Source organism: Dactylosporangium sp. CA-139114 (assembly GCF_050955725.1).
Classification (GTDB): domain Bacteria; phylum Actinomycetota; class Actinomycetes; order Mycobacteriales; family Micromonosporaceae; genus Dactylosporangium.
Map to the genome: position 1 here is coordinate 8,436,439 of NZ_CP192080.1, position 19,535 is coordinate 8,455,973.

A 19,535-nucleotide genomic window follows, 5' to 3' on the forward strand; every position below is an offset into this window, starting at 1 on the left:
GTCAGGTAAAGCGCCCGGCCCCGAAGGCCCGCACGTCCACCCCGGTCGCGCCGAGCAGCGCCAGCTCGGCAACGGCCGCGGCGGTCGCCGGGGCCAGCAGCACCCCGTTGCGGTGGTGGCCGGTGGCGACGATCACCCCGGATTCGAGCCGGTCGATGACCGGGGCGTTGTCGGGCGTGCCCGGGCGCAGGCCGGCGAGGGTCTCGGCCAGGACGAGCTCGGCGACCCCGGGCAGGAGGTCGGCGGCCGGCTGGAGCAGGTCCAGCACGCCGCCGGCGGTGACCGTGGTGTCGGGCCCGCGCTCCTCCTCGGTGGCGCCGACGACCAGCTCGCCGTCGCGGCGCGGCACGAGGTACACGTCCCGGCCCCGGGCCACGCCCCGCACGACGTGGCGCAGCAGCGGCTCGGCGCCCCGCAGCCGCAGCAGCTGGCCCTTCACCGGGCGCACCGGCAGCCCGGTCAGCGCGGCCGAGGCGGCACCGGCCGCGACGATGATCACATCGTCCCGCAGCGTGGACGGGTCGGCGACGTCCCGCGCCTCGAACCGCACCGGCAGGGTGCGCAGGGCCCGCAGCAGGAGCCGGGGATCGACCTGGTGATCGCCGGGGGCGAGGGCACCGCCGCGGACCCGCGGGGCGAGCAGCGGCTCGCGCTCGCGCAGCTCGCGGCCGGTGAGCGGCTCGATCGCGGTGCCGGCGCGGCGGTAGAAGCCGATGAGGCGGTCGATCTCGGCCTGGTCGTCGGCGGTGAGCGCGACGAGGAGGGTGCCGTCGGTGCGGTACGAGATCGGCAGTGCGGTCCGGGCCTCGACCCGCGCGGCGAACGAGGGCCAGCGGCGCATCGACTCGAGCATCAGCGCCTGCAGATCCTCCTCGCCGAAGACGGCCTCGGCCGTGGGCGCGAGCATCCCGGCCGCGACCAGCCCGGCGCCCCGCCCCGGGTCGGCGTCGTACACCGTGATGTCGCCGGCCCCCCGCTCGACGAGCTCGAAGGCGACGCTGAGCCCGATGATCCCGCCGCCCACGATGCCGATGCTCATGCTCATGCCGAGAACTCCAAGGCCGCCGCGTACGGGTCCGCCGCGCCGCTGATCGCGCCCACCACGGCGACGGCGTGCGCCCCGGCCGCGAACAGCTCGCCGGCCCGGGCCGCGGTCACCCCGCCGATCGCCACCACCGGCACGGGCACCGCCTCGGCCACCGCGCGCACCCCGGCCGGGCCGATCGCGTCGGGCAGGCCGCTCTTCGTGGTGGTCGCGAACGCGGGCCCGACGCCGAGGTACGAGGCCCCGTCGGCGACCGCCCGGCGCGCCGTGTGCGGATCGCGGGCGGTCGCGCCGAGGATCGCGTGCGGGCCGAGGATGCGCCGGGCGGCGGCCACCGGCAGGTCGTCGGCGCCGACGTGCCCGCCGTCGGCCCCGGCCGCGAGCGCGAGGTGCAGCCGGTCGTTGACCAGGCACGTGCGGCCCAGCTCGCGGCACATGGCCAGCACGCGCACGGTCAGCTCGAAGGCCTCCCGATCGGTCAGGGCGTCCTCGGGGCGCACCTGCACCGTGTCGAAGCCCGCGCGCAGGGCCGCGGCGACGACCTCGAGCGGGTTGCGGCCGGGCCGGGTGTCGGTCACGAGATGCAGTCGTCCGAGGGTGGGCACCGCGATAGTTTTTCAGACATGCAGCAAGTGCGACTCGGCCGGACCGGCCTGCAGGTCTCTGAAATCTGTCTCGGCATGATGAGCTACGGCGACCCGGCCCAGCGCCCGTGGGCGCTGGACGAGGAGGGCGCCGACCCGTTCGTGCGCCGCGCCGCCGAGGCCGGGATCACGTTCTTCGACACCGCCGACGTCTACTCCCTCGGCGCCAGCGAGGTGATCACGGGCCGGCTGCTGGCGAAGTACTTCCAGCGCCGCGACGACTACGTCCTGGCCACGAAGGTCCATGGCCGGATGAGCGACGCCCCCAACGACGGCGGCCTGTCCCGCAAGCACATCCTGGCGGGCATCGACGACTCGCTGCGCCGGCTCGGCACCGACTACGTCGACCTCTACCAGATCCACCGCTGGGACCCGGCCACCCCGATCGAGGAGACGATGCAGGCCCTGCACGACGTCGTCCGCGCCGGCAAGGCCCGCTACATCGGGGCGTCCAGCATGTACGCCTGGCAGTTCTCCAAGGCCCAGTACCTCGCCCGCGAGCACGGCTGGACCCCGTTCGTGTCGATGCAGAACCACTGCAACCTGGTGTACCGCGAGGAGGAGCGCGAGATGATCCCGCTCTGCGCGGACCAGGGCGTCGGGGTGATCCCCTGGAGCCCCCTGGCCCGCGGTCTGCTGGCCGGCAACCGGGGCCGCGGCGGCGAGCGGCGCACGACCCGGGCGAACAACGACCCGTACGGCGACCAGCTGTACACCGAGGCCGACTTCAACGTCGTGGACGCCAACGCCGCCCTGGCCGCCGAGCGCGGCGTCTCCCCGGCCCAGACGGCCCTGGCCTGGCTGCTGTCGAAGCCCGCGGTGACGGCCCCGATCGTCGGCGCGACGAAGCTGCACCACCTGGAGGACGCCATCGCGGCGACGGAGCTGTCGCTGGACGAGCGGGAGGTCGAACGCCTCGAGTCCCCGTACGTCCCCCACCCCGTCCTCGGCCACGCCTGAGGACCCGCCGGACGCACGAGTGCCCGGCCGGGGCGAGCCGGCCGGGCACTCGCTGTGCTCGGTGCTTGATGCTGGGGTGTGATGCGGGGTGGGACTAGTTGCCCGCGACGCCGAACTGGGCCTCGCCACCCGCCGAGTGGAACTCGGTGCCGTCGACGAACGACTTGCCGAAGCTGTTCTCGAGCTGGTCGAGCTCGCTGAAGTTGGCCTGGTGGGCGTTCTCGCTGCTCTCGGCCGCGAAGACGTGGTCGTCGGAGGTCGCGTCGTGCGAGTAGTTCGTGTAGTCGTCCGACTCGTAGTGCACGGCCGCCGGCGCGTCGTACTCGACGTGGTGACCCTGCGAGAAGTCCGTCGAGTCCGTGTCGTGGTGGCCCTCCTCGTACACGCCGAACTGGCTGCTGGCGTCGGCCTCCGAGCCCGCGGCGTGGTGCATCTGGTCCAGCGAGCCCTGCTCCTGACCGGCCTCGTAGTGGCCGAAGTCCACGTCGTGCCCGGTGTCGCCGGCGTCGAAGTCGCTCATTGTCGTTCCCCTTGGTCGTCGTGTTTCGCTGCGATGAACGGTACGGCCACGGTGGCGCGGAACAATCCCGGAAATGTGCCAGTGGCGGGTAGCCGACAGAAGTGAACCACGCTCGCGGAGCCGGGCCTGTCCTTCCTCCGGCCGAGACCTCCGGCCCGGACATCCGGCGCGGCCGGATACGCTTCGGCCGTGATCGGGCCGCTGGCAGTCGCCACCCACGTGCTGTCGCTCGCGCTCGCCGTCTGGGCGTTCGTGGAGTTCTTCCGGCAGCGCGAGCCCTCCCGGCCGCTGTTCGCGGGCCTCTGGCTGGTCGAGGCGCTGGTGCTCGTGCAGGTCGTGGTGCTCGTGGTGCGGCTGGCGGGCGGCGGCGAGCCGCGCGGCGGGGACCTGGTCACGCTCATCGGATACCTGCTCACCGCGGTTCTGCTCCCCCCGGCCGGCATCGTGCTGGCCCGCATGGAGCCGACCCGCTGGGGATCCCTGCTCATCGGCGCGGCGGCGGTCATCGTGCCCGTGCTCATCCTGCGACTCGGACAGATCTGGAATGGCTGACACACCCACCTCCACCGGTCCGGCCGGCAAGCCCCTGAACCGCGGCTTCGGGCGCGTGCTCGTGTTCGTCTACGGCGTCTTCGCGCTGTCGGCGAGCGCCCGGGCCGGCGTGCAGATCGGCACCAAGTTCTCCGAGGCCCCGCTGGCCTACTCGCTGTCCGCGCTCGCCGCGCTCGTCTACATCGTGGCCACCGTCGCCCTGGCCCGCTCCAGCGCCACCTCGCGCCGGGTCGCCTGGTTCGCGGTCGGGTTCGAGCTGCTCGGGGTGCTCGCCGTGGGCACCGCGAGCCTCGTGGACGGCAAGGCGTTCCCGGACGCGACGGTCTGGTCGGACTACGGGCAGGGGTACGGGTACGTCCCCCTGGTCCTGCCGTTCATCGGACTCTTCTGGCTGTGGCGCACGAAGCGACACGAACCCGTCGCGGAGACGACAGCGGCGAAGGGCTGACTGCCCCACGATTCGCGGCATGACCACTTCCCGCGGGCCGGCCATCATCATGTACCTGGTGGGGGCGTTCGAGTTCGTGCTCGGCGCCGTCTTCTTCTCGGTCGGGAACTTCGTGCCCGAGGTGCGGACCACCTTCATGCTGGTCGGCGGCGGGCTCGCGGGCACCGCCGTGATCCTGATCCTGGTCGGCACGCGTTTGCACCGGCGGTTCCGGGAGGCCCAGGAGGTGCGCGAGCGCGGGGTGCGCGGCACCGCGCAGGTGCTCGGCGCCCGCCAGACCGGGGTCTACCTGAACGAGCAGCCGCAGGTCGCCCTCCAGCTGCGCATCACCGCGCCCGGGCACGGGACCTACGACACGACGGTCAAGGAGTACGTGCCGCTCGTCGCGACCGGCATGCTCGGCACCGGCCGCCCGCTCACGGTCCTCGTCGACCCGCTGGACCCGGCCCGGGTCGTGATCGAGTGGTCCTTCGCCCCCGCCCAGGCCGCCGCCCCGCCCGCGGCGCCCCCGGCCGCGTCCGCGTTCGCGAAGGAGAAGATCCTCGCCACGGGGCTGCCCGGCACCATCCGGGTGCTCGCCGCCGAGTTCGCGGGCAGCCTGGACGAGCAGGGGCGGCCGGTGTACTCCACCCAGCTGCACATCACCGTCGAGGGCCGGGCCCCGGTCGCCGGGCCGGCCGTGTTCGCGGTGCCGCTCGATCGCGTCTCGGTGATGCAGCCCGGCGGCGTGATCCCGATCAAGGCGGACCCGTCCGACCCGATGCGGTTCGCGGCCGACTGGGACCGGCTCGCGACCGGGTGAGCGGCCCCGCGGGACTCAGCGGAAGTCGCGGCTCGAGGAGCGGATCGGCAGGCTCAGCACCGCCAGGTGATCGGCCCGCAGGTTGAGCACGCCCTCGGCCTTCTCGAGCACCCCGCGGATCACCATCGCGTTCGCCGTTCGCGCGACCTTGCGGTACCGCTGCCAAAGCCCCGGCGTGCAGGTCACGTTCAGCATCCCGGTCTCGTCCTCGAGGTTGATGAACGTGACCCCGCCCGCCGTGGCCGGGCGCTGGCGGTGGGTGACGATCCCGCCGACCGACACCCGGCGCCCGGCCGAGACCCCGTGCAGGGCCTCGACCGGGACGGCGCCGATGGTGTCGAGGTAGGGGCGGGCGAACTGGGCCGGGTGCGCGTCCGGGGCCAGGCCGGTCGCCCACACGTCGGCGACCATCCGCTCGACCGCGTCCATCCCGGGCAGCATCGGGGCGTGCTGGCCGCCGACCGTGCCGGGCAGCCGGTTCGCCGTCTCGCGGGCCGCGGCGCCGGCCGCCCACAGCGCCTCGCGCCGGGTGAGCCCGAGGCTCGCGAAGGCGTCCGCGGTCGCCAGTGCCTCCAGGTGTACCGCCGACAGGCCGGCCCGCCGCGCGACGTCGGTCAGCGAGGTGTAGGGGCCGCCCTCCGCCCGGACCGCCGCGATGCGCTCGGCCACCGCGTCGCCCAGCGTGCGCACGGACTTGAAGCCGAGCCGGACGGCGGGGCCGCCGCGGCCCCAGTCGCGCGGGGCGTCCGGGATCTCGTCCAGGTGCTCCCCCTCCAGCGTCGCCGCCGCGGCGCTCGCGTTGATGTCGGGCCGGCGCACCTCCACCCCGTGCCGGCGGGCGTCGTCGACCAGGGACTGCGGCGAGTAGAAGCCCATCGGCTGGGCGTTGAGCAGCGCGGCGCAGAACGCGGCCGGGTGATATCGCTTGAGCCACGCGCTCGCGTAGACCAGGTAGGCGAAGCTCATCGCGTGGCTCTCCGGGAAGCCGTAGTTGGCGAACGCGGCCAGCTTGTCGAACAGCTCCACGGCCAGGGGGCCGGTGATGCCGTTGCGGGCCATGCCGGCGAAGAGCCGGTCGCGGATCGCGCCCATCCGCTCCATCGAGCGCTTCGAGCCCATGGCCCGGCGCAGCTCGTCGGACTCGGCGGGGGTGAACCCGGCGACGTCGATGGCCATCTGCATGAGCTGCTCCTGGAACAGCGGCACGCCGAGGGTCTTACGCAGCGAGGGCTTGAGCAGCTCGTGCGGATAGGTGATCTCCTCCTGGCCGTTCTTGCGGCGGATGTACGGGTGCACGGAGCCGCCCTGGATCGGACCCGGTCTGATCAGCGCGACCTCGACGACCAGGTCGTAGAACTCGCGGGGCTTGAGCCGCGGCAGGGTCGCCATCTGGGCCCGGCTCTCCACCTGGAACACGCCCACGGAGTCGGCGCGGCAGAGCATGTCGTACACCTCGGGGTCGTCCAGGGGCATGTGCGCGATGTCCAGCTCGGAGTCGATCATCTCGAAGGCGTACCGCAGCGCCGAGAGCATGCCCAGGCCCAGCAGGTCGAACTTGACCAGCCCGACGGCCGCGCAGTCGTCCTTGTCCCACTGCAGGACGGTCCGGTTCTCCATGCGGGCGTGCTCGACCGGGCACACCTCGATCACGGGCCGGTCGCAGATGACCATGCCGCCGGAGTGGATGCCGAGGTGCCGCGGGAACGTGAGCAGCTCGTTGGCGAAGTCCACGACGGGCTTGGGAATCTCCTCCATCTCCCCGGCGTTCATGGCGCCCCAGCGCTCGACCTGTTTGCTCCACGCGTCCTGCTGCCCCGGCGAGTGGCCGAACGCCTTGGCCATGTCGCGGACGGCGGACTTCGGGCGGTACGAGATGACGTTGGCGACCTGGGCCGTGAACGTGCGCCCGTACTTGCCGTAGACGTGCTGGATGACCTCCTCGCGCCGGTCGGACTCGATGTCGATGTCGATGTCCGGCGGCCCGTCGCGCTCCGGTGACAGGAAGCGCTCGAACAGCAGCCCCCAGCGCACCGCGTCGACATTGGTGATCTTGAGCGCGTAGCAGACCGCGGAGTTGGCCGCCGAGCCCCGGCCCTGGCAGTAGATGCCGTTGTCGCGGCAGAAGGTGACGATGTCGTGGACCACCAGGAAGTACCCCGGAAAATCCAGCTCCTCGATCAGCGCCAGCTCGTGCTCGAGCTGTTCGTGGGCCTTCTGGTTGCCGGGGTACCGCTCCTTCGCCCCCTCCGCCGTGAGGTGCCGCAGCCACTCCATCTCGCTCACGCCGGGCCGGGGCACCGGGTAGGCGGGCAGGTTCGGGGCCACCAGCTGCAGGTCGAAGGCGAGCTCGCGGCCGAGTCTCGCCGCGTTCGGCACGGCATCGGGGAAGGCGGCGAACCGGCGGGCCATCTCCTCGCCGGAGCGCAGGTAGGCCGAGCCGGCGGCCGGGAGCCAGCCGTCGATCTCGTCGAGGCTGCGGCGGGCCCGGACCGCGGCCAGCGCGGTGGCGAGCCTGCGCTGCCGGGGCTGGGCGTAGTGGACGTTGTTGGTGGCGATGGTCGTGAGGCCGGGGTTCAGGCCCGCCAGGGCGTCGTTGCGTTCGTCGTCCAGGGGGTCGCCGTGCGAGGTCAGCTCGACGAGCACCGACTCCGGGCCGAAGAGCGCGGTGAGCCTGTCGAGCTCCTTGCGGGCCGCGTCCGGGCCGTGTTCGAGCAGGGCCGCGGGCACCGGGCCCTTGCGGCAGCCGGTGAGCAGCACGACGTGGTCGCGCAGGGCGGCGGCCGTCTGCTCCAGGTCGTACACCGGGCGGCCCTTCTCGCCGCCGCGCAGGTGCGCCTCGCTGAGCACGCGGGAGAGCCGGGCGTAGCCCTCGGGGCCCCGGGCGAGCAGCAGCAGGTGCCGGCCGAGCGGGTCGGGCTCGCCGTTCTGCGGGCCGGGCAGGCCGAGGGAGAGCTCCGCGCCGAACACCGTGCGCAGCCCGAGCGCCCGGGCGGCCTCGGCGAAGCGCACGACGCCGTAGAAGCCGTCGTGGTCGGTGATCGCGAGCGTCTCCAGCCCCAGGCGCGCGGCGGTCTCGGCCAGGTCCTCGGGGTGGCTCGCGCCGTCGAGGAAGCTGAAGTTGCTGTGGCAGTGCAGCTCGGCGTACGGGACGGTCGATTCCTGGTAGTTGATGTCTGGTTTCTGATACTCCGGGCGCTTGCGGGACCATGCCGGGCCGTCGCCGCCGTCGGCCGCCAGCACGTCCGGGTGGTAGTCCGGGCCGGGCGACTCCCAGCTCATGCTCTGCTCGAGCCGCTTCCACGGGATGTCGGGGTTGTTGAAGCCCATCAGTCGTACAGCGCTTCCATGAACCAGGACCCGTTCTGCAGCACCGCCAGGTAGGCGCGCTCGTCCTCCAGCAGGAGCTGGAAGCGGGCCGCCCTCGTGGCCTCCTCCTCGTCCCACCAGCGCTCGTCGATCGGCCAGGGGCCGGCCCAGGCCTTGATCTCGACCGCCGGGTCGTCGGCGATCTTCGCGTATCTGGGCGGATTGCTCAGGTCCAGGCGGCCGCTCACCTGGACCCGCTGGTGGTGCTCGTCGAGGACCTCGGCGGGGATGGGCTCGGGGTAGACGGTCGCGGGGCTCGGGCCCGGGACGCGGCCCGGCCACGGGGCCTCGGCGCCCCGCGCGACCCGCTCGTCGCCCCAGGCCACGAGGCGGATGCGGCTCTTGTCGGCGCGGCCGCCGTCGAGCACGGCGGTGAGCACCGCGTCGGGGCCGAGGAGTCCCTGGACGCGGCTCATCGCCCGGTGCGCCCGGTCGCGCTCCTCGCCGGCCTCGCCCCAGAGTCCGGGCTGCAGCCCGAGGTGCTCGACCACCCCTTCGGGAACGAGTCTGATTTTTACGATGCGTTTATCTTGTCCGCTTTGCTCGCGCCGGACCCACCCCTCCAGCTGCCAGCGCAGGCGGTCGGCGACGGCGTTCACGCTCAGCAGGCCGTCGTGGCGCCAGGTGCGCACCAACTCCTCGCCGGTCTCCGTGGTCGCCTCGATCGCCAGGCGGGTGCAGGCCAGCCCGTGCGAGGCGAGCCGGTCGTGCAGCCGCTCGGCGAGCCCCCGGGCGGCGAACGCGGCCGCGTCGACGCGCTCGATCGGCTCGTCGAACGCCTCGCTCACGCCGAGATCGGGCGGCGTGCGGCGCGGGGCGAGGGGCCGCTCGTCGCGCCCGCCGGCCAGCCGGTGCGCGAGCGCCGCGTCGAACCCGAACCGGTCCAGCACGTCGGCCCCCGGCAGCGCCGCGAACTCCCCGAGCGTGTGGATGCCGAGCCGCCGGAGCAGGTCGACGAGGTTGGGCCGCCCGATCGCCGCGATGCTCAGCCCCGCCAGGAAGTCCGCGGTCCCGCCGTCCGGCACCAGGACCCCCGCCCGCGCGGCCAGCCCCGCCGCGAACGTGCCCTCGGCGATGCCGGCCTGCGCCTCGACGCCGCACTGCTGCGCGATCTGCTCGACGATCCGCTCGGCCGCGGCCGCCTCGCCGCCGTAGTACCGCGCGGGCCCGCGAGCGGCCAGCGCGCACGCCCCCGGCCGCAGCGCCTCGACCCCGGCCGCGATGCCCTCGACGGCCGCGAGGACGGGCTCGAACGCGACCATGTCGCGGCCGGGGTCGTGCTCCAGCACGATCAGGTGGGGGCAGCGCCCCTGGGCCTCGCGCTTGCGCAGCCCGCGCTTCACGCCCTCCTCCCGCGCGGCCGGGGACGCGACGAGCACCCGGTTCGCGTGCAGGACGGCGACGGGCTCCTGGGCCGGGTAGCCGTCCACGATCTCGGCCGCCACGATCGGCCAGTCGGGGCACCAGATCACAATCGTCCGCACGGTCCTCGTCACCCCACCCTGCGCAGCGGGCCGTCCTGCACCGCGTCGCTCCCGGACCCGCGCCCCCGCAGCGGGCCGCCCTGCACCGCATCGCTCCCGGGCCCGGCCACCGCCGGCCCGCTCTCCGCCGGCCCGGCCACCGCCGGCAGCACACCCGAGATCTCGGGGAGCCGCAGCGTGACCTCGCGCGGCGCGGCGGCGGACCCGCGCCCCCGGGCCTGAATGGTGAGCTCCCGGGCCCGCAGGCGCCCACGCCCGGCCCCGAGCCCGGCCCAGGCCCGGCGAATCGGCGCGAGGACCAGGTCGGCCCCCGCCCACGACCCGGCGGGCATGAGCACGCTGCCCCGCTGCCGGGCCCGGGCCGCCAGCCGCGAGGCCACGACGGGCGCGATCGGCCCCGGCGGCGCCGCGACGACGATGTCGAACCCGTCGAGCAGCGCGGCCACGATGGTGGTCCACTCGGTGCCGGGATGCGGCACGAGCGCGAGCCGCTCGAGCGCGATCCCCATCTCGGCGGCCGCTACCGGGCTGAGCGCCGGCAGCCCGACGACCGCACACCAGGACCCGTTCTTCGAGGCCGCCGCGAGCAGGGCGAGCAGCACGGAGGAGGTGTGCACGGCCACGGTCGCTCCACGGCGCAGCCCGCCGCCGGGGAGGAGGTCTCGCAGCCCGGCGAGCACGGGCAGCGTCTTCGCGCCGGCGAGGATCCCGGCGTCGCGCTCACCGGCCGTGCGCACCACGCCGCCCAGCCCCGTGACCTGCACGACCTGCAGCCCAACGCTCTTTGCGCTCTCGGCGCTCCGGCGCTCTGCGGCGGTCTCCGCGCCGCTCCGCCTTGCGGAACCCTCGACACTCCGGCGCTCTGCGGCGGCCTCCGCGCCGCTCCGCCTTGCGGAACCCTCGACACCTCGGCGCTCTCCGACGGTCTCCGCGCCGCTCCGCCTTACGGGACCCTCGACACTCCGGCGCTCTCCGACGGTCTCCGCGCCGCTCCGCCTTACGGGACCCTCGACACTTCGGCGCTCTCCGGCCGCCGGTCCGGCGGATGTCGCCGCGCCGATGGCCGTGACCGTGGCGCCGCCCTTGTTCCGGGCGGCCAGCCCGCGCACGAAGGCCCGGGCCTCCCCCAGCGCACCGCCGGGCTCCGGCCCGCCCTCGGAGTCCGCGGCCGCCGAACGATCGAGGCGCCGAGCGGCCCGGCCCCCGACGACACTGATCGTGGACCAGTCGTCATCGCCGGGGCGCACGTCGTCGTACGCTCCGCCCTCGAACTCGGCGACCACCGAAGCCGATGTGCCAGCCACGGCTCCTTGCTCCCCCACCTGTTGTGCTACCCGGCCTCCCGGCGAAACCCCGGAAGATAAGTCTGCATAAATATGGGCAAATCGCCCTCAGCTCGCTACGCCACCTGGCGACGAGCGACCGCTCAGTCCTCACGCTCGCCGCCGGCGGACTCGCCCGGCGGCGCGGTGAGGAACCCGGGCCACGCGGCCCCGGGCGGAACGAACCACACCGAGACCGATCCCCCCGAGGGGGCCGCGAACGGCGCGTACTCGACGGTGGGGGCCATCGACGCAAACGCAGGCTCGGACACGGCAACGTCGGTCGCCGGAGTCCCGCCCACGGCAACAACACGCCCGCCTACGCCGGCCGACCGCACCCCGGACACGGCACCAGCACCCTCGGACGCGCCGGCCGGCTGAACTCCGGACACGGCAAGAGCACCCGGGCCCACGCCGGCCGACCGCACCCCGGACACGGCACCAGCACCCGCGCCGGCCGACCGCGCCCCGGACACGGCACCCTCGGACGCGCCGGCCGGCTGAACTCCGGACACGGCAAGAGCACGCACGCCGGCCGACTGGAGTCCGGGCAACCTGGCACCGCGCTCGGACGCGGCGGCACCGAGCGGCCGAACCCCGGACACGTCAGCAACGCCCCCGGACACGGCGACCGGCTGGACCCCGTACACGGCGGCGCTGAACGGTTGCGCGGCCTCGACGATCTCGGCCACGGCCACGCGACCGTCGTATTCGGAGCCGGACTCGAACTCGATCGGCGGCTTGAACTCGACCGCGGGAACAGCCCGAGGCGCGACGACGGATACTTCGCCGCCCGCGACGGGCACGAACAGCGACACGGGCGCGGGTGGGCGCGCCGCAGGTTTGGAGGGCGAGGACGCGGGCGCGCCCGGGTCCGGGTCGTCCGGCGCCGAGGCGGAGCGCGAGAAGACGGCCGTAACCGATCGCGCAGCCTGTCCAGGCACCGACGAGCCCGGCGCGCTCCTCGCGCTTGAGCGCGGCCCGGCGCTGCTCACCGAACGGCGTGGCGCCAGGTCGGTGCGCTCCGGCGCGACGAGAGCCGAGGAGTGGGAGGGCGCTGAAGAGTGGGAGGGCGCTGACGAGCGGGAGGGCGTTGACGAGCGGGCAGGTGCCGCGGGATAGGCGGGAGCTGAGGAGCGGGCGCGTGCCGCGGAATGGGCGGGGGGCGCGGAGCTGACGGGCGTGCGGGTCGAAGGGCTTGACGCGCTCGTCGTGACCGGGCGTGAGCCAGCGCCGGCCGCGGTCTGGTCCGACGGGGCCGGAGTGCCGGGTGGGGCCGGGGGCTCGGGTGGCGATGAGCGCGGGCGGCTGGTGGTGGCGGGCACGGGCTTGGTGGGGTGGCGGGTCAGCTGGCCAGGCCTTCGAGCCTCGGCTGGTATGAGTAGCCGAGGGCGACCTCGACGACGGCGATGAACTGCTCCGCGGAGCGCATCAGGTCGTCGGCCTCGCGGGCGGTGACCACGCGCGGGATGCCGGCCTCGGCCGCGGAGCGCTTGCTCGCGGTCGAGGCGAAGAATGCGGACCACTCGCTCAGCTCCGGGGCAACCAGGACCAGCAGGGACCAGACGCTGGTCACTCGGCTGCGGCGGCCGGGGGCGGCGGGGACGGCTCGGGCGGCCAGGACCGCGGCGGCCGCGCGCAGGGCGGCCAGGTGGGCGGTCGCGTAACGCATGCCGTCGGCGCGGATCTCGGCGGCCTCTTCCAGGCCGTGGCGGGCCATGGTGAGCAGCTCGCGCGGGGTGCGGTGGGGAAGCGCGTGCGCGGGGACCGGGAGCTGCCGGCGGGACGCACCGCCGTCCGGCCCCGCGGTCGAGGGGGGGCCCGGGAAACGACTGATGTTGGACGAGCTGGTCGATCGGTTCGTCGGCATCGGTGCTCTCCCTCGGTGGTGCGTCGGCAGGGTCGTGCCTGCGCCTGTGGGTGCGCGTGGTGCGCATGCCGGGCCGTCGCGGGGGGAGTCGCGACCGCCTGGCGGTGTGGATCAGCTCCCGCCGGTCGGGCGAAAGCTTCGGAGCCTCGGCCGCGGGTGCGCGGGAGTCGGCCGGAGCCGGCTTTTAGTCACGCCGCGGGATCGGGGTGGAGCAGTGGAGCCCGGGGAACGGATGGAACTTGGAAACGGATGAAGTTGTAGGTCGAGCGGGTGCCGGTCCGCGACTGCGACGGCGTGCCGGTCGGGCATGGAGCTTCCCCACACCACACCCGACCGGCTGGGTCGCCGTCCGCCGCCCGGGGGTCGTGGGCGGCGAACGGCGGCCCCGCCTGAGGCCGGACCCGCGAAAATCCGGCCTCCGCGGTGTCGCGGACCGCGCTCGGGATCAGCGCCGCGAATCGCTTTCCCGAAGCAGTTCGAACACTCGTTCGATGGGTTTAGAGTACACCGCGGGGTTCGTGCGCGGCAGTGGTTGGGCCAGGTTTTTCGAACATCCGTTCGGGTGATCATCCCTGCGACCGGACGCCAGCACGGAAGCCAAGGCCAGCGCCCGAGCGCGACGCCGGCCCGACGAGGCCAGAGCCCGAGCGCGACGCCGGCCCGACGAGGCCAGAGCCCGAGCGCGACGCCGGCCCGACGAGGCCATGAACCTCCCGGCCGAGGCCAACGCCAGGGTCAGAGCCCGAATGCGAGCACGGCTGGGCGAAGTCACGCGTCATGCCCCGGGTCCGGGCCCGCACGGCGAGGCAGCCCGCGGGCCAGGACTGCGCCCGCACGCCCACCAGCCGCTCGACCGCGGCCAGCACGCCCTCCGCGGGTGGCCCGGACAGCAGCTGGGCCCGCATCCACCGCGCCCCCACCGTCATATCCGCACCATAGCGGCGGGGTACGACAAAAAAGCCGGCCGGAGCCGCAGTAACGGACATGTCGCCCAGCGCCGCATAAATCCGATATGTCGGCGGCTTCGGCCGCGAAGCGGCCGACATATCGGAACCAAACGGAGCACAGAGTCGGCAACCAAACAGGAGCACAGAGCCGGCCGCCGAACAGAGGACAAGGCCGGCGCCGAGCAAGAGGACAAGGCCGACGCCGAACGGAGCACAGGGTCGGCACCCAACGAAAGACCAGGATCGGCACCGGGCAAGGGCCACGCCCCGAAAACCAAAGAGCAGAAGGCCGAGGCAGGCAGGGCAAGATAGAAGCCATGCAGCCTCATCCCAACGTCCAGGCGATCCAGGACGCGCTCGACGCCGCCGGGGCCCGCGACCAGTCCGGCCACCCGTGCCAGGTCAAGGTGCTCACCGAGCCGGTCCACACCGCCGCCGCGGCCGCCGCCGCGCTCGGCATCGAGGTCGGCCAGATCGCCAACTCGCTGATCTTCAACGCCGACGGGGAGCCGCTGCTCGTGCTCACGTCGGGCGCGCACCGGGTCGACACGGCCAAGGTCGCCGCGCTGCTCGGCGTCGCCAAGCTCAAGCGCGCCGAGCCGGACTTCGTGCGCGTCAGCACGGGCCAGGTCATCGGCGGGGTGTCGCCGCTGGGCCACCCCAAGCCGCTGCGCACGCTGGTGGACGTGGATCTCGGGCAGTACGGCGAGGTCTGGGCCGCGGGCGGCATCCCCCAGGCGGTCTTCCCGATCACATATGCGGAGCTGGTGCGCATCACCAGCGGTACCGCCGCCGAGGTGGCGTGACCGTCCGGCTGCACGTGTGGCGGGTGCCGAAGCGCGCGATCCCGGCGATGTTCTGGTCCATGGCGTTCGATCGGCGGCGGGTCCGGCGCACGGCCGAGTTCGCGAAGCTGCTCGGCACCGGCCGGGGCAGCGAGTTCGGGGTGGGCTCGGCCGACCTGACCCGCTGGGCCGCTCTGGTGGCCGGGGACGCGGCGACGGTACCGCCGATGCGCGGCGCGACCACGAGCTGCACCCTGACGCTGGAGCCGATCGCCGCCCGCGGGACGTGGTCCGGAAGGTCCCCGTTCACGCCGGTGCGGGCCGGCAAGGGCGACGGACCGGTCGCGGTGCTCACACGGGCGCGGCTGCGGCCCCGGCTCGCGAGAACGTTCTGGAGGTCCATCGAAGGGATCGCCGTCGACGGGGCCGAAGGGCTCCACTGCGCCTTCGGCTTCGGCGAGGCCCCCGTAGGATTCCAGGGCACGATGAGCGTCTGGCGCTCCGCGGCGGACGTCGTGCGGTTCGCGTACCGTCGGCCCGAGCACGCCGCGGTCGTGACGCGCACGGCGGAGCTGGGATGGTATGCGGAGGAGTTGTTCGCCCGGTTCCGCGTGCTCGGCATCGACGGCGACCGAGAGGTGATCGGGTGGAGGGACGTCCAGTGAGGCTCGTGCGGTGGCGAGGTGAGGACCTGGTCGAGCGGCTCGACGACGTCATCGCCGTCTACGGGGAGGCGATGGGGTATTCCGTGCAGCTGCTGCAGACCCGCCGCGGCTACGTCGCCGGGCACACCCGCCGGGACTCGTTCGAGGCGGTCGCCACGCTCGACGACGACGGCAGCCTGCTCGGCTTCGGCTACGGCTACCGCGGCACCAGCGGCCAGTGGTGGCACGACCAGGTGCGCAACGCGCTGCGCCGCGACGCCCGCAAGTTCTGGCTGACCGACTGCTTCGAGCTGGTCGAGCTGCACGTCCGCCCGCACGCGCAGGGCCACGGCATCGGCGCCCGCCAGCTGCACGACCTGCTCCAGCGCGCGGCGCACCAGACCGTGCTGCTGTCCACCCCGGAGGCGCCCGAGGACACCTCGCGGGCGTGGCGGCTGTACCGCCGCTTCGGCTTCGTCGACGTCCTGCGCCACTTCAACTTCCCGGGTGACGACCGTCCCTTCGCCGTGCTGGGCCGCCGGCTGCCGCTGTGAGGCCGGTCTGGGCGCTGTTCGGGGCCCTCGTGCTCGCGGAGATCGCATACCCGCTGACCGGCGGCCCCGCCCGCACCGCGCTCGTGGTCGCCACCGTCGTGCTCGGCTACGTCGTGTCGGTCGCGCACGCGTGGGTGACCCGCGGCCCGCGCACCGCCGGCGCCCTGGTGCTCGTGACGACCGGCGGCGGGTTCCTCGTCGAGGCGATCGGGCGCTCGACCGGCTACCCGTTCGGCGACTACGACTACACCGGCGCGCTCGGCCCGCGGCTGCTCGGCGTGCCGCTGGTCATCCCGCTGGCGTGGACGTGGATGGCGTGGCCCGCGTGGGTCGCCGCGGGGCGGTTGACCGCGCACGCCGGTGCCCGGATCGCCGTGGCCGGCCTCGGGCTCGCGGCCTGGGACCTGTTCCTCGATCCCCAGATGGTCCGGCAACGGTACTGGCTGTGGCACACGGACTCCCCCGCGCTCCCCGGCGTGGCGGGCATCCCGCTCACCAACTACCTCGGCTGGCTGCTCGTGGCCGTCGCGCTCATGGCCCTGCTGCACGCCGCGGCGGCCGCGAAGCCCGGCAACGACGCGCCCATGTACGCGATGTACCTCTGGACGTACGCCTCGAGCATCCTCGCCCACGCGGTCTTCCTCGGGCTCCCCGCGTCGGCGGCCTGGGGAGCCCTGGGCATGGGGCTCGTCGCGATCCCGCTGGCGGTGCGGCTGTGGCGCTCCTGATCGCCTGCGCGGCACTGCTCGCGCTGCTGGTGCACACCCTGGTGAACGCCCGCCTCCTGCGCCGGCCGGGTTCCACAGTGGACCCGGCGGCGGATTCCGTGGCGGTGCTCCTGCCGCTGCGTGACGAGGCCGGGCGGGTGGAGCCGTGCCTGCGTGCGCTGCTGGAACTGCCGCCCGCGGTACGGCTGCTGGTCCTCGACGACGGCTCGTCCGACGGCACGGCGGAGCTGGTGCGGCGCGTGGCCGGGGACCGGGTGACGCTGCTGGCCGGGCGCCCGCTGCCGCCGGGCTGGCTGGGCAAGCCGCACGCGTGCCAGCAGCTCGCCGACGCCGCCGGTGACGCGACGGTGCTGGTCTTCCTCGACGCCGACGTCGTGCTCGCCCCGGACGCCGCCGACCGCGCGACCGTCCTGCTGCGACAGTCCGATGTGGACCTGCTCAGCCCGTACCCGCGGATCGAGGCGGGCACCGCGGGCGAGCGCCTCGTCCAGCCGCTGCTGCAGTGGTCCTGGCTGACGTTCCTGCCGCTGCGGGCCATGGAGCGCTCGCCCCGCCCGTCGCTGGCCGCGGCCGGCGGGCAGTTCCTCGTCGTGCGCCGGGACGCGTACGTGCGCGCGGGCGGCCACGCGGCGGTGCGGGACAAGGTGCTGGAGGACATCGAGCTCGCGCGGGCGGTCAAGCGGGCCGGCGGGAGGATCGCGCTCGCGGACGGATCGGGGCTGGCGCGCTGCCGGATGTACGACTCCTGGAACGCGCTCGCCGAAGGCTATGCGAAGTCGCTGTGGGCCTCCTTCGGCTCGCCGGCGGGCGCGGCGGCGGTGCTGGCGCTGCTGCTGGCGCTCTACGTCGTGGCGCCCGCGTCCGTCCTGTTCGGACAGTGGTGGGGGCTGCTCGCGTACGGCCTGGGCGTCGCCGGCCGCGTGGTGAGCGCCCGGGCGACCGGCGGCCGCGCGCTGCCCGACGCCCTCGCCCACCCGGTGTCGGTGCTGCTGTTCGCCTGGCTGGTGGTGCGCTCGTTCGCGCGCCGCGGCCGCACGACGTGGAAGGGCCGTCCGACGTGGCAACCGTAGTGGTGGTGGGGGCCGGGGTCGGCGGGCTGGCCGTCGCGGCGCGGCTGGGCGCGGCCGGGCATCGGGTGACCGTGTTCGAGCAGGCGGAGACGGTCGGCGGCAAGCTGGGGCGGCACGTGCGCGAGACCGCGGCCGGGACGTTCCGCTTCGACACCGGGCCGAGCCTGTTCACGCTGCCCCAGGTCGCGGCCGAGCTCTTCGCCTCGACGGGCGGCGGCGGGCTGGACCTGGTGCCGCTCGACCCGATCGTGCGCCACCACTTCCCGGACGGCTCCACGCTCGACTCGGCCGCCGGGGACGCGTTCGCCGAGCGGATCGCGGCGGCGTTCGGGCCTGGCGCGGCGGCGGACTGGCGGCGGCTGTGGCGGCGGGCCGGGCGGGTGTGGGCGACGTCCTGGCGGCACGTGCTGACCGCGCCCGTGGACTCCCCGCTGCGGATGGCCGGCCTCGCGTGGCGCCTGCGCGACCTCGCCGCGATCGCGCCCGGGGGCACGCTGCGCGGGCTGGGCCGCACGCACCTGCGCGACCCGCGGCTGCGGATGCTGCTGGACCGCTACGCGACGTACACGGGCGCCGACCCCCGCCGCGCCCCGGCCGCGCTGCTGGCGATCCCGTTCGCGGAGCTGGAGTTCGGCGGGTGGTACCTGCGCGGCGGCCTCGGCACCCTCGCCGACGCGCTGCTCGAGCGCTGTCTGGAGCGGGGCGTGCGGGTGGTCACCGGCGCCGCGGTCCGCTCGATCGCCGTGGCCGGCTCCCGCGCGGCCGGCGTGGTCCTGGCCGACGGCACCGAGGTCCCCGCCGACGTCGTCGTGGCCAATGCCGACGCGCTGCACGTGTACCGCGACCTGCTCCCCCGCCCGCGCCTGGCCCGCCGCCTGGAGTCGCGCAGCCTGGGCGGCTTCGTGCTGCTGCTCGGCCTGCGCGGGCGCACCCCGGGCCTGGCCCACCACACGGTCCTCTTCCCGCGCGACTACGACGCCGAGTTCGACGCGATCTTCGGTACCCCGCCCCGCCCCGTCGAGGACCCGACGATCTTCGTCACCGCCGCCGACGACCCCCTCGTGCGCCCGGACGGCCACGAGGGCTGGTTCGTGCTCGTGAACGCGGCCCCGCAGGGCGCCGTCGACTGGGCCGCCGCCGGGGACGACTACGCGGAGCGGGTGCTCGGGGTGCTGGCCGCGCGGGGGTACGACGTGCGCGACCGCCTGCTCTTCCGCGACGTGCTCACCCCGGCCGACCTGGAGCGGGCGACGCGCTCCCCCGGCGGCGCGATCTACGGCACGGCGAGCCACGGCCTGGGCGGCCTGCTGCGACCGCCGAACCGTGCGCCGGTGCCGGGCCTGTTCCTGGTGGGCGGGTCCGTGCACCCCGGCGGCGGGCTGCCCCTCGTCATGCTCTCGGCGAAGATCGTGGCCGGGCTCATAGGCGGCTGATCAGCGGTACCAACTCCGCCTCCTCGATCGCGAAGTGCTCCTCGAGCTCGACCGCCATGCGCTCCAGCGTGGCCGCGTCCGGCTCCGCGGCGATCTGGCCCGCGATGCGCCGGTGGTCCTCGCGCAGCCGCGCGATGATCGGGGCGGCCTGCGGGAACGCGCGCTCGATGCGCGGGAACACGGCGTCCTCGTTGCCGTGGTGCCCGCTGAGCGCGGCGCAGAACGCGAGGCAGTGGGCCCGGGGATCGCGCCGGGCCGCGGCGAGGTCCCGGCGGAGCATGTCGTGGATCGCGGCGAGCTGCTCGCGGGCGGCCCGGACCCGGTCCGGCTCCGGCGCATCGGTCATGATGGGTTCGCCTTC

Annotated in this window: 19 protein-coding genes; 10 read left to right on the forward strand and 9 right to left on the reverse strand. The window is 74.4% G+C overall.

Annotation, left to right across the window (positions count from 1 at the left end; genetic code table 11):
• Position 1: 1 nt before the first annotated feature.
• Together thiO and thiE are read right to left on the reverse strand one after the other, a co-directional pair.
• Positions 2 to 1,045, reverse strand: coding sequence for a glycine oxidase ThiO (gene thiO / locus ACQP2P_RS37750; protein ID WP_433609237.1), 1,044 nt, complete (start codon positions 1,043 to 1,045; stop codon positions 2 to 4).
• Entirely contained in the window at positions 1,042 to 1,650 is a 609-nt protein-coding gene (gene thiE, locus ACQP2P_RS37755) for a thiamine phosphate synthase (RefSeq protein WP_433609239.1), read from the reverse strand. The genes thiO and thiE overlap by 4 nt, the downstream gene beginning before the upstream one ends.
• An 18-nt stretch (positions 1,651 to 1,668) precedes the next feature.
• Here thiE and ACQP2P_RS37760 point away from each other — a divergent pair, with 18 nt between their 5' ends.
• On the forward strand, positions 1,669 to 2,649 hold the full coding sequence (locus ACQP2P_RS37760) for an aldo/keto reductase (protein WP_433609241.1): 981 nt from the start codon (positions 1,669 to 1,671) through the stop codon (positions 2,647 to 2,649).
• A 94-nt stretch (positions 2,650 to 2,743) separates the two neighbouring features.
• On the opposite strand, the gene ACQP2P_RS37765 is transcribed toward ACQP2P_RS37760, so the two are convergent.
• Positions 2,744 to 3,169 (reverse strand): hypothetical protein, encoded by a 426-nt coding sequence (locus ACQP2P_RS37765; RefSeq protein WP_433609243.1) that lies wholly within the window; start codon positions 3,167 to 3,169, stop codon positions 2,744 to 2,746.
• A gap of 189 nt (positions 3,170 to 3,358) precedes the next feature.
• Between ACQP2P_RS37765 and ACQP2P_RS37770 the strand changes: the two genes are divergently transcribed.
• The 3 genes from ACQP2P_RS37770 to ACQP2P_RS37780 are packed head-to-tail and all read left to right on the forward strand — an operon-like array spanning position 3,359 to position 4,971.
• The gene (locus ACQP2P_RS37770; RefSeq protein ID WP_433609245.1) at positions 3,359 to 3,721 is read left to right on the forward strand and encodes a hypothetical protein; all 363 of its coding nucleotides are present in this window, start codon (positions 3,359 to 3,361) and stop codon (positions 3,719 to 3,721) included.
• Positions 3,714 to 4,169 (forward strand): hypothetical protein, encoded by a 456-nt coding sequence (locus tag ACQP2P_RS37775; protein ID WP_433609247.1) that lies wholly within the window; start codon positions 3,714 to 3,716, stop codon positions 4,167 to 4,169. Before ACQP2P_RS37770 ends, ACQP2P_RS37775 begins: the two co-directional genes overlap by 8 nt.
• A gap of 19 nt (positions 4,170 to 4,188) precedes the next feature.
• Positions 4,189 to 4,971: a hypothetical protein gene (locus ACQP2P_RS37780; RefSeq protein WP_433609249.1), complete on the forward strand. Its 783-nt coding sequence runs from the start codon at positions 4,189 to 4,191 to the stop codon at positions 4,969 to 4,971.
• Positions 4,972 to 4,986: 15 nt separating this feature from the next.
• On the opposite strand, the gene ACQP2P_RS37785 is transcribed toward ACQP2P_RS37780, so the two are convergent.
• The 5 genes from ACQP2P_RS37785 to ACQP2P_RS37805 all read right to left on the reverse strand — a co-directional run bounded on the left by ACQP2P_RS37785 (position 4,987) and on the right by ACQP2P_RS37805 (position 13,013).
• On the reverse strand, positions 4,987 to 8,298 hold the full coding sequence (locus ACQP2P_RS37785) for an error-prone DNA polymerase (protein ID WP_433609251.1): 3,312 nt from the start codon (positions 8,296 to 8,298) through the stop codon (positions 4,987 to 4,989).
• Positions 8,298 to 9,833: a DNA polymerase Y family protein gene (locus tag ACQP2P_RS37790; protein WP_433609253.1), complete on the reverse strand. Its 1,536-nt coding sequence runs from the start codon at positions 9,831 to 9,833 to the stop codon at positions 8,298 to 8,300. The genes ACQP2P_RS37785 and ACQP2P_RS37790 overlap by 1 nt, the downstream gene beginning before the upstream one ends.
• A complete protein-coding gene (locus ACQP2P_RS37795) occupies positions 9,830 to 10,594 on the reverse strand; it encodes a hypothetical protein (RefSeq protein ID WP_433619424.1) in 765 nt (254 codons plus the stop codon). Before ACQP2P_RS37795 ends, ACQP2P_RS37790 begins: the two co-directional genes overlap by 4 nt.
• A 653-nt stretch (positions 10,595 to 11,247) precedes the next feature.
• Complete coding sequence (locus tag ACQP2P_RS37800) at positions 11,248 to 11,961, reverse strand: hypothetical protein (RefSeq protein ID WP_433609255.1); 714 nt, start codon at positions 11,959 to 11,961, stop codon at positions 11,248 to 11,250.
• Positions 11,962 to 12,488: 527 nt separating this feature from the next.
• Positions 12,489 to 13,013, reverse strand: coding sequence for an SAV_6107 family HEPN domain-containing protein (locus ACQP2P_RS37805; RefSeq protein ID WP_433609257.1), 525 nt, complete (start codon positions 13,011 to 13,013; stop codon positions 12,489 to 12,491).
• 1,264 nt (positions 13,014 to 14,277) lie between these two features.
• Here ACQP2P_RS37805 and ACQP2P_RS37810 point away from each other — a divergent pair.
• From ACQP2P_RS37810 to ACQP2P_RS37835, 6 genes are read left to right on the forward strand one after another with little or no spacing between them, the layout of a single operon-like run.
• A complete protein-coding gene (locus ACQP2P_RS37810) occupies positions 14,278 to 14,766 on the forward strand; it encodes a YbaK/EbsC family protein (RefSeq protein ID WP_433609259.1) in 489 nt (162 codons plus the stop codon).
• Positions 14,767 to 14,813: 47 nt separating this feature from the next.
• Positions 14,814 to 15,410, forward strand: a complete 597-nt coding sequence (locus ACQP2P_RS37815; protein ID WP_433619425.1) for a monooxygenase — start codon at positions 14,814 to 14,816, stop codon at positions 15,408 to 15,410.
• Positions 15,407 to 15,943, forward strand: coding sequence for a GNAT family N-acetyltransferase (locus tag ACQP2P_RS37820; protein ID WP_433609261.1), 537 nt, complete (start codon positions 15,407 to 15,409; stop codon positions 15,941 to 15,943). Before ACQP2P_RS37815 ends, ACQP2P_RS37820 begins: the two co-directional genes overlap by 4 nt.
• Positions 15,940 to 16,671, forward strand: coding sequence for a carotenoid biosynthesis protein (locus ACQP2P_RS37825; RefSeq protein WP_433609263.1), 732 nt, complete (start codon positions 15,940 to 15,942; stop codon positions 16,669 to 16,671). The genes ACQP2P_RS37820 and ACQP2P_RS37825 overlap by 4 nt, the downstream gene beginning before the upstream one ends.
• Positions 16,659 to 17,741, forward strand: a complete 1,083-nt coding sequence (locus ACQP2P_RS37830) for a glycosyltransferase (RefSeq protein ID WP_433609265.1) — start codon at positions 16,659 to 16,661, stop codon at positions 17,739 to 17,741. Before ACQP2P_RS37825 ends, ACQP2P_RS37830 begins: the two co-directional genes overlap by 13 nt.
• Positions 17,729 to 19,174: a phytoene desaturase family protein gene (locus ACQP2P_RS37835; protein WP_433609267.1), complete on the forward strand. Its 1,446-nt coding sequence runs from the start codon at positions 17,729 to 17,731 to the stop codon at positions 19,172 to 19,174. The genes ACQP2P_RS37830 and ACQP2P_RS37835 overlap by 13 nt, the downstream gene beginning before the upstream one ends.
• Here ACQP2P_RS37835 and ACQP2P_RS37840 read toward each other — a convergent pair.
• Positions 19,161 to 19,520, reverse strand: coding sequence for a hemerythrin domain-containing protein (locus ACQP2P_RS37840; RefSeq protein WP_433609269.1), 360 nt, complete (start codon positions 19,518 to 19,520; stop codon positions 19,161 to 19,163). The two genes, ACQP2P_RS37835 and ACQP2P_RS37840, sit on opposite strands and share 14 nt — an antisense overlap.
• Positions 19,521 to 19,535 lie beyond the last annotated feature (15 nt).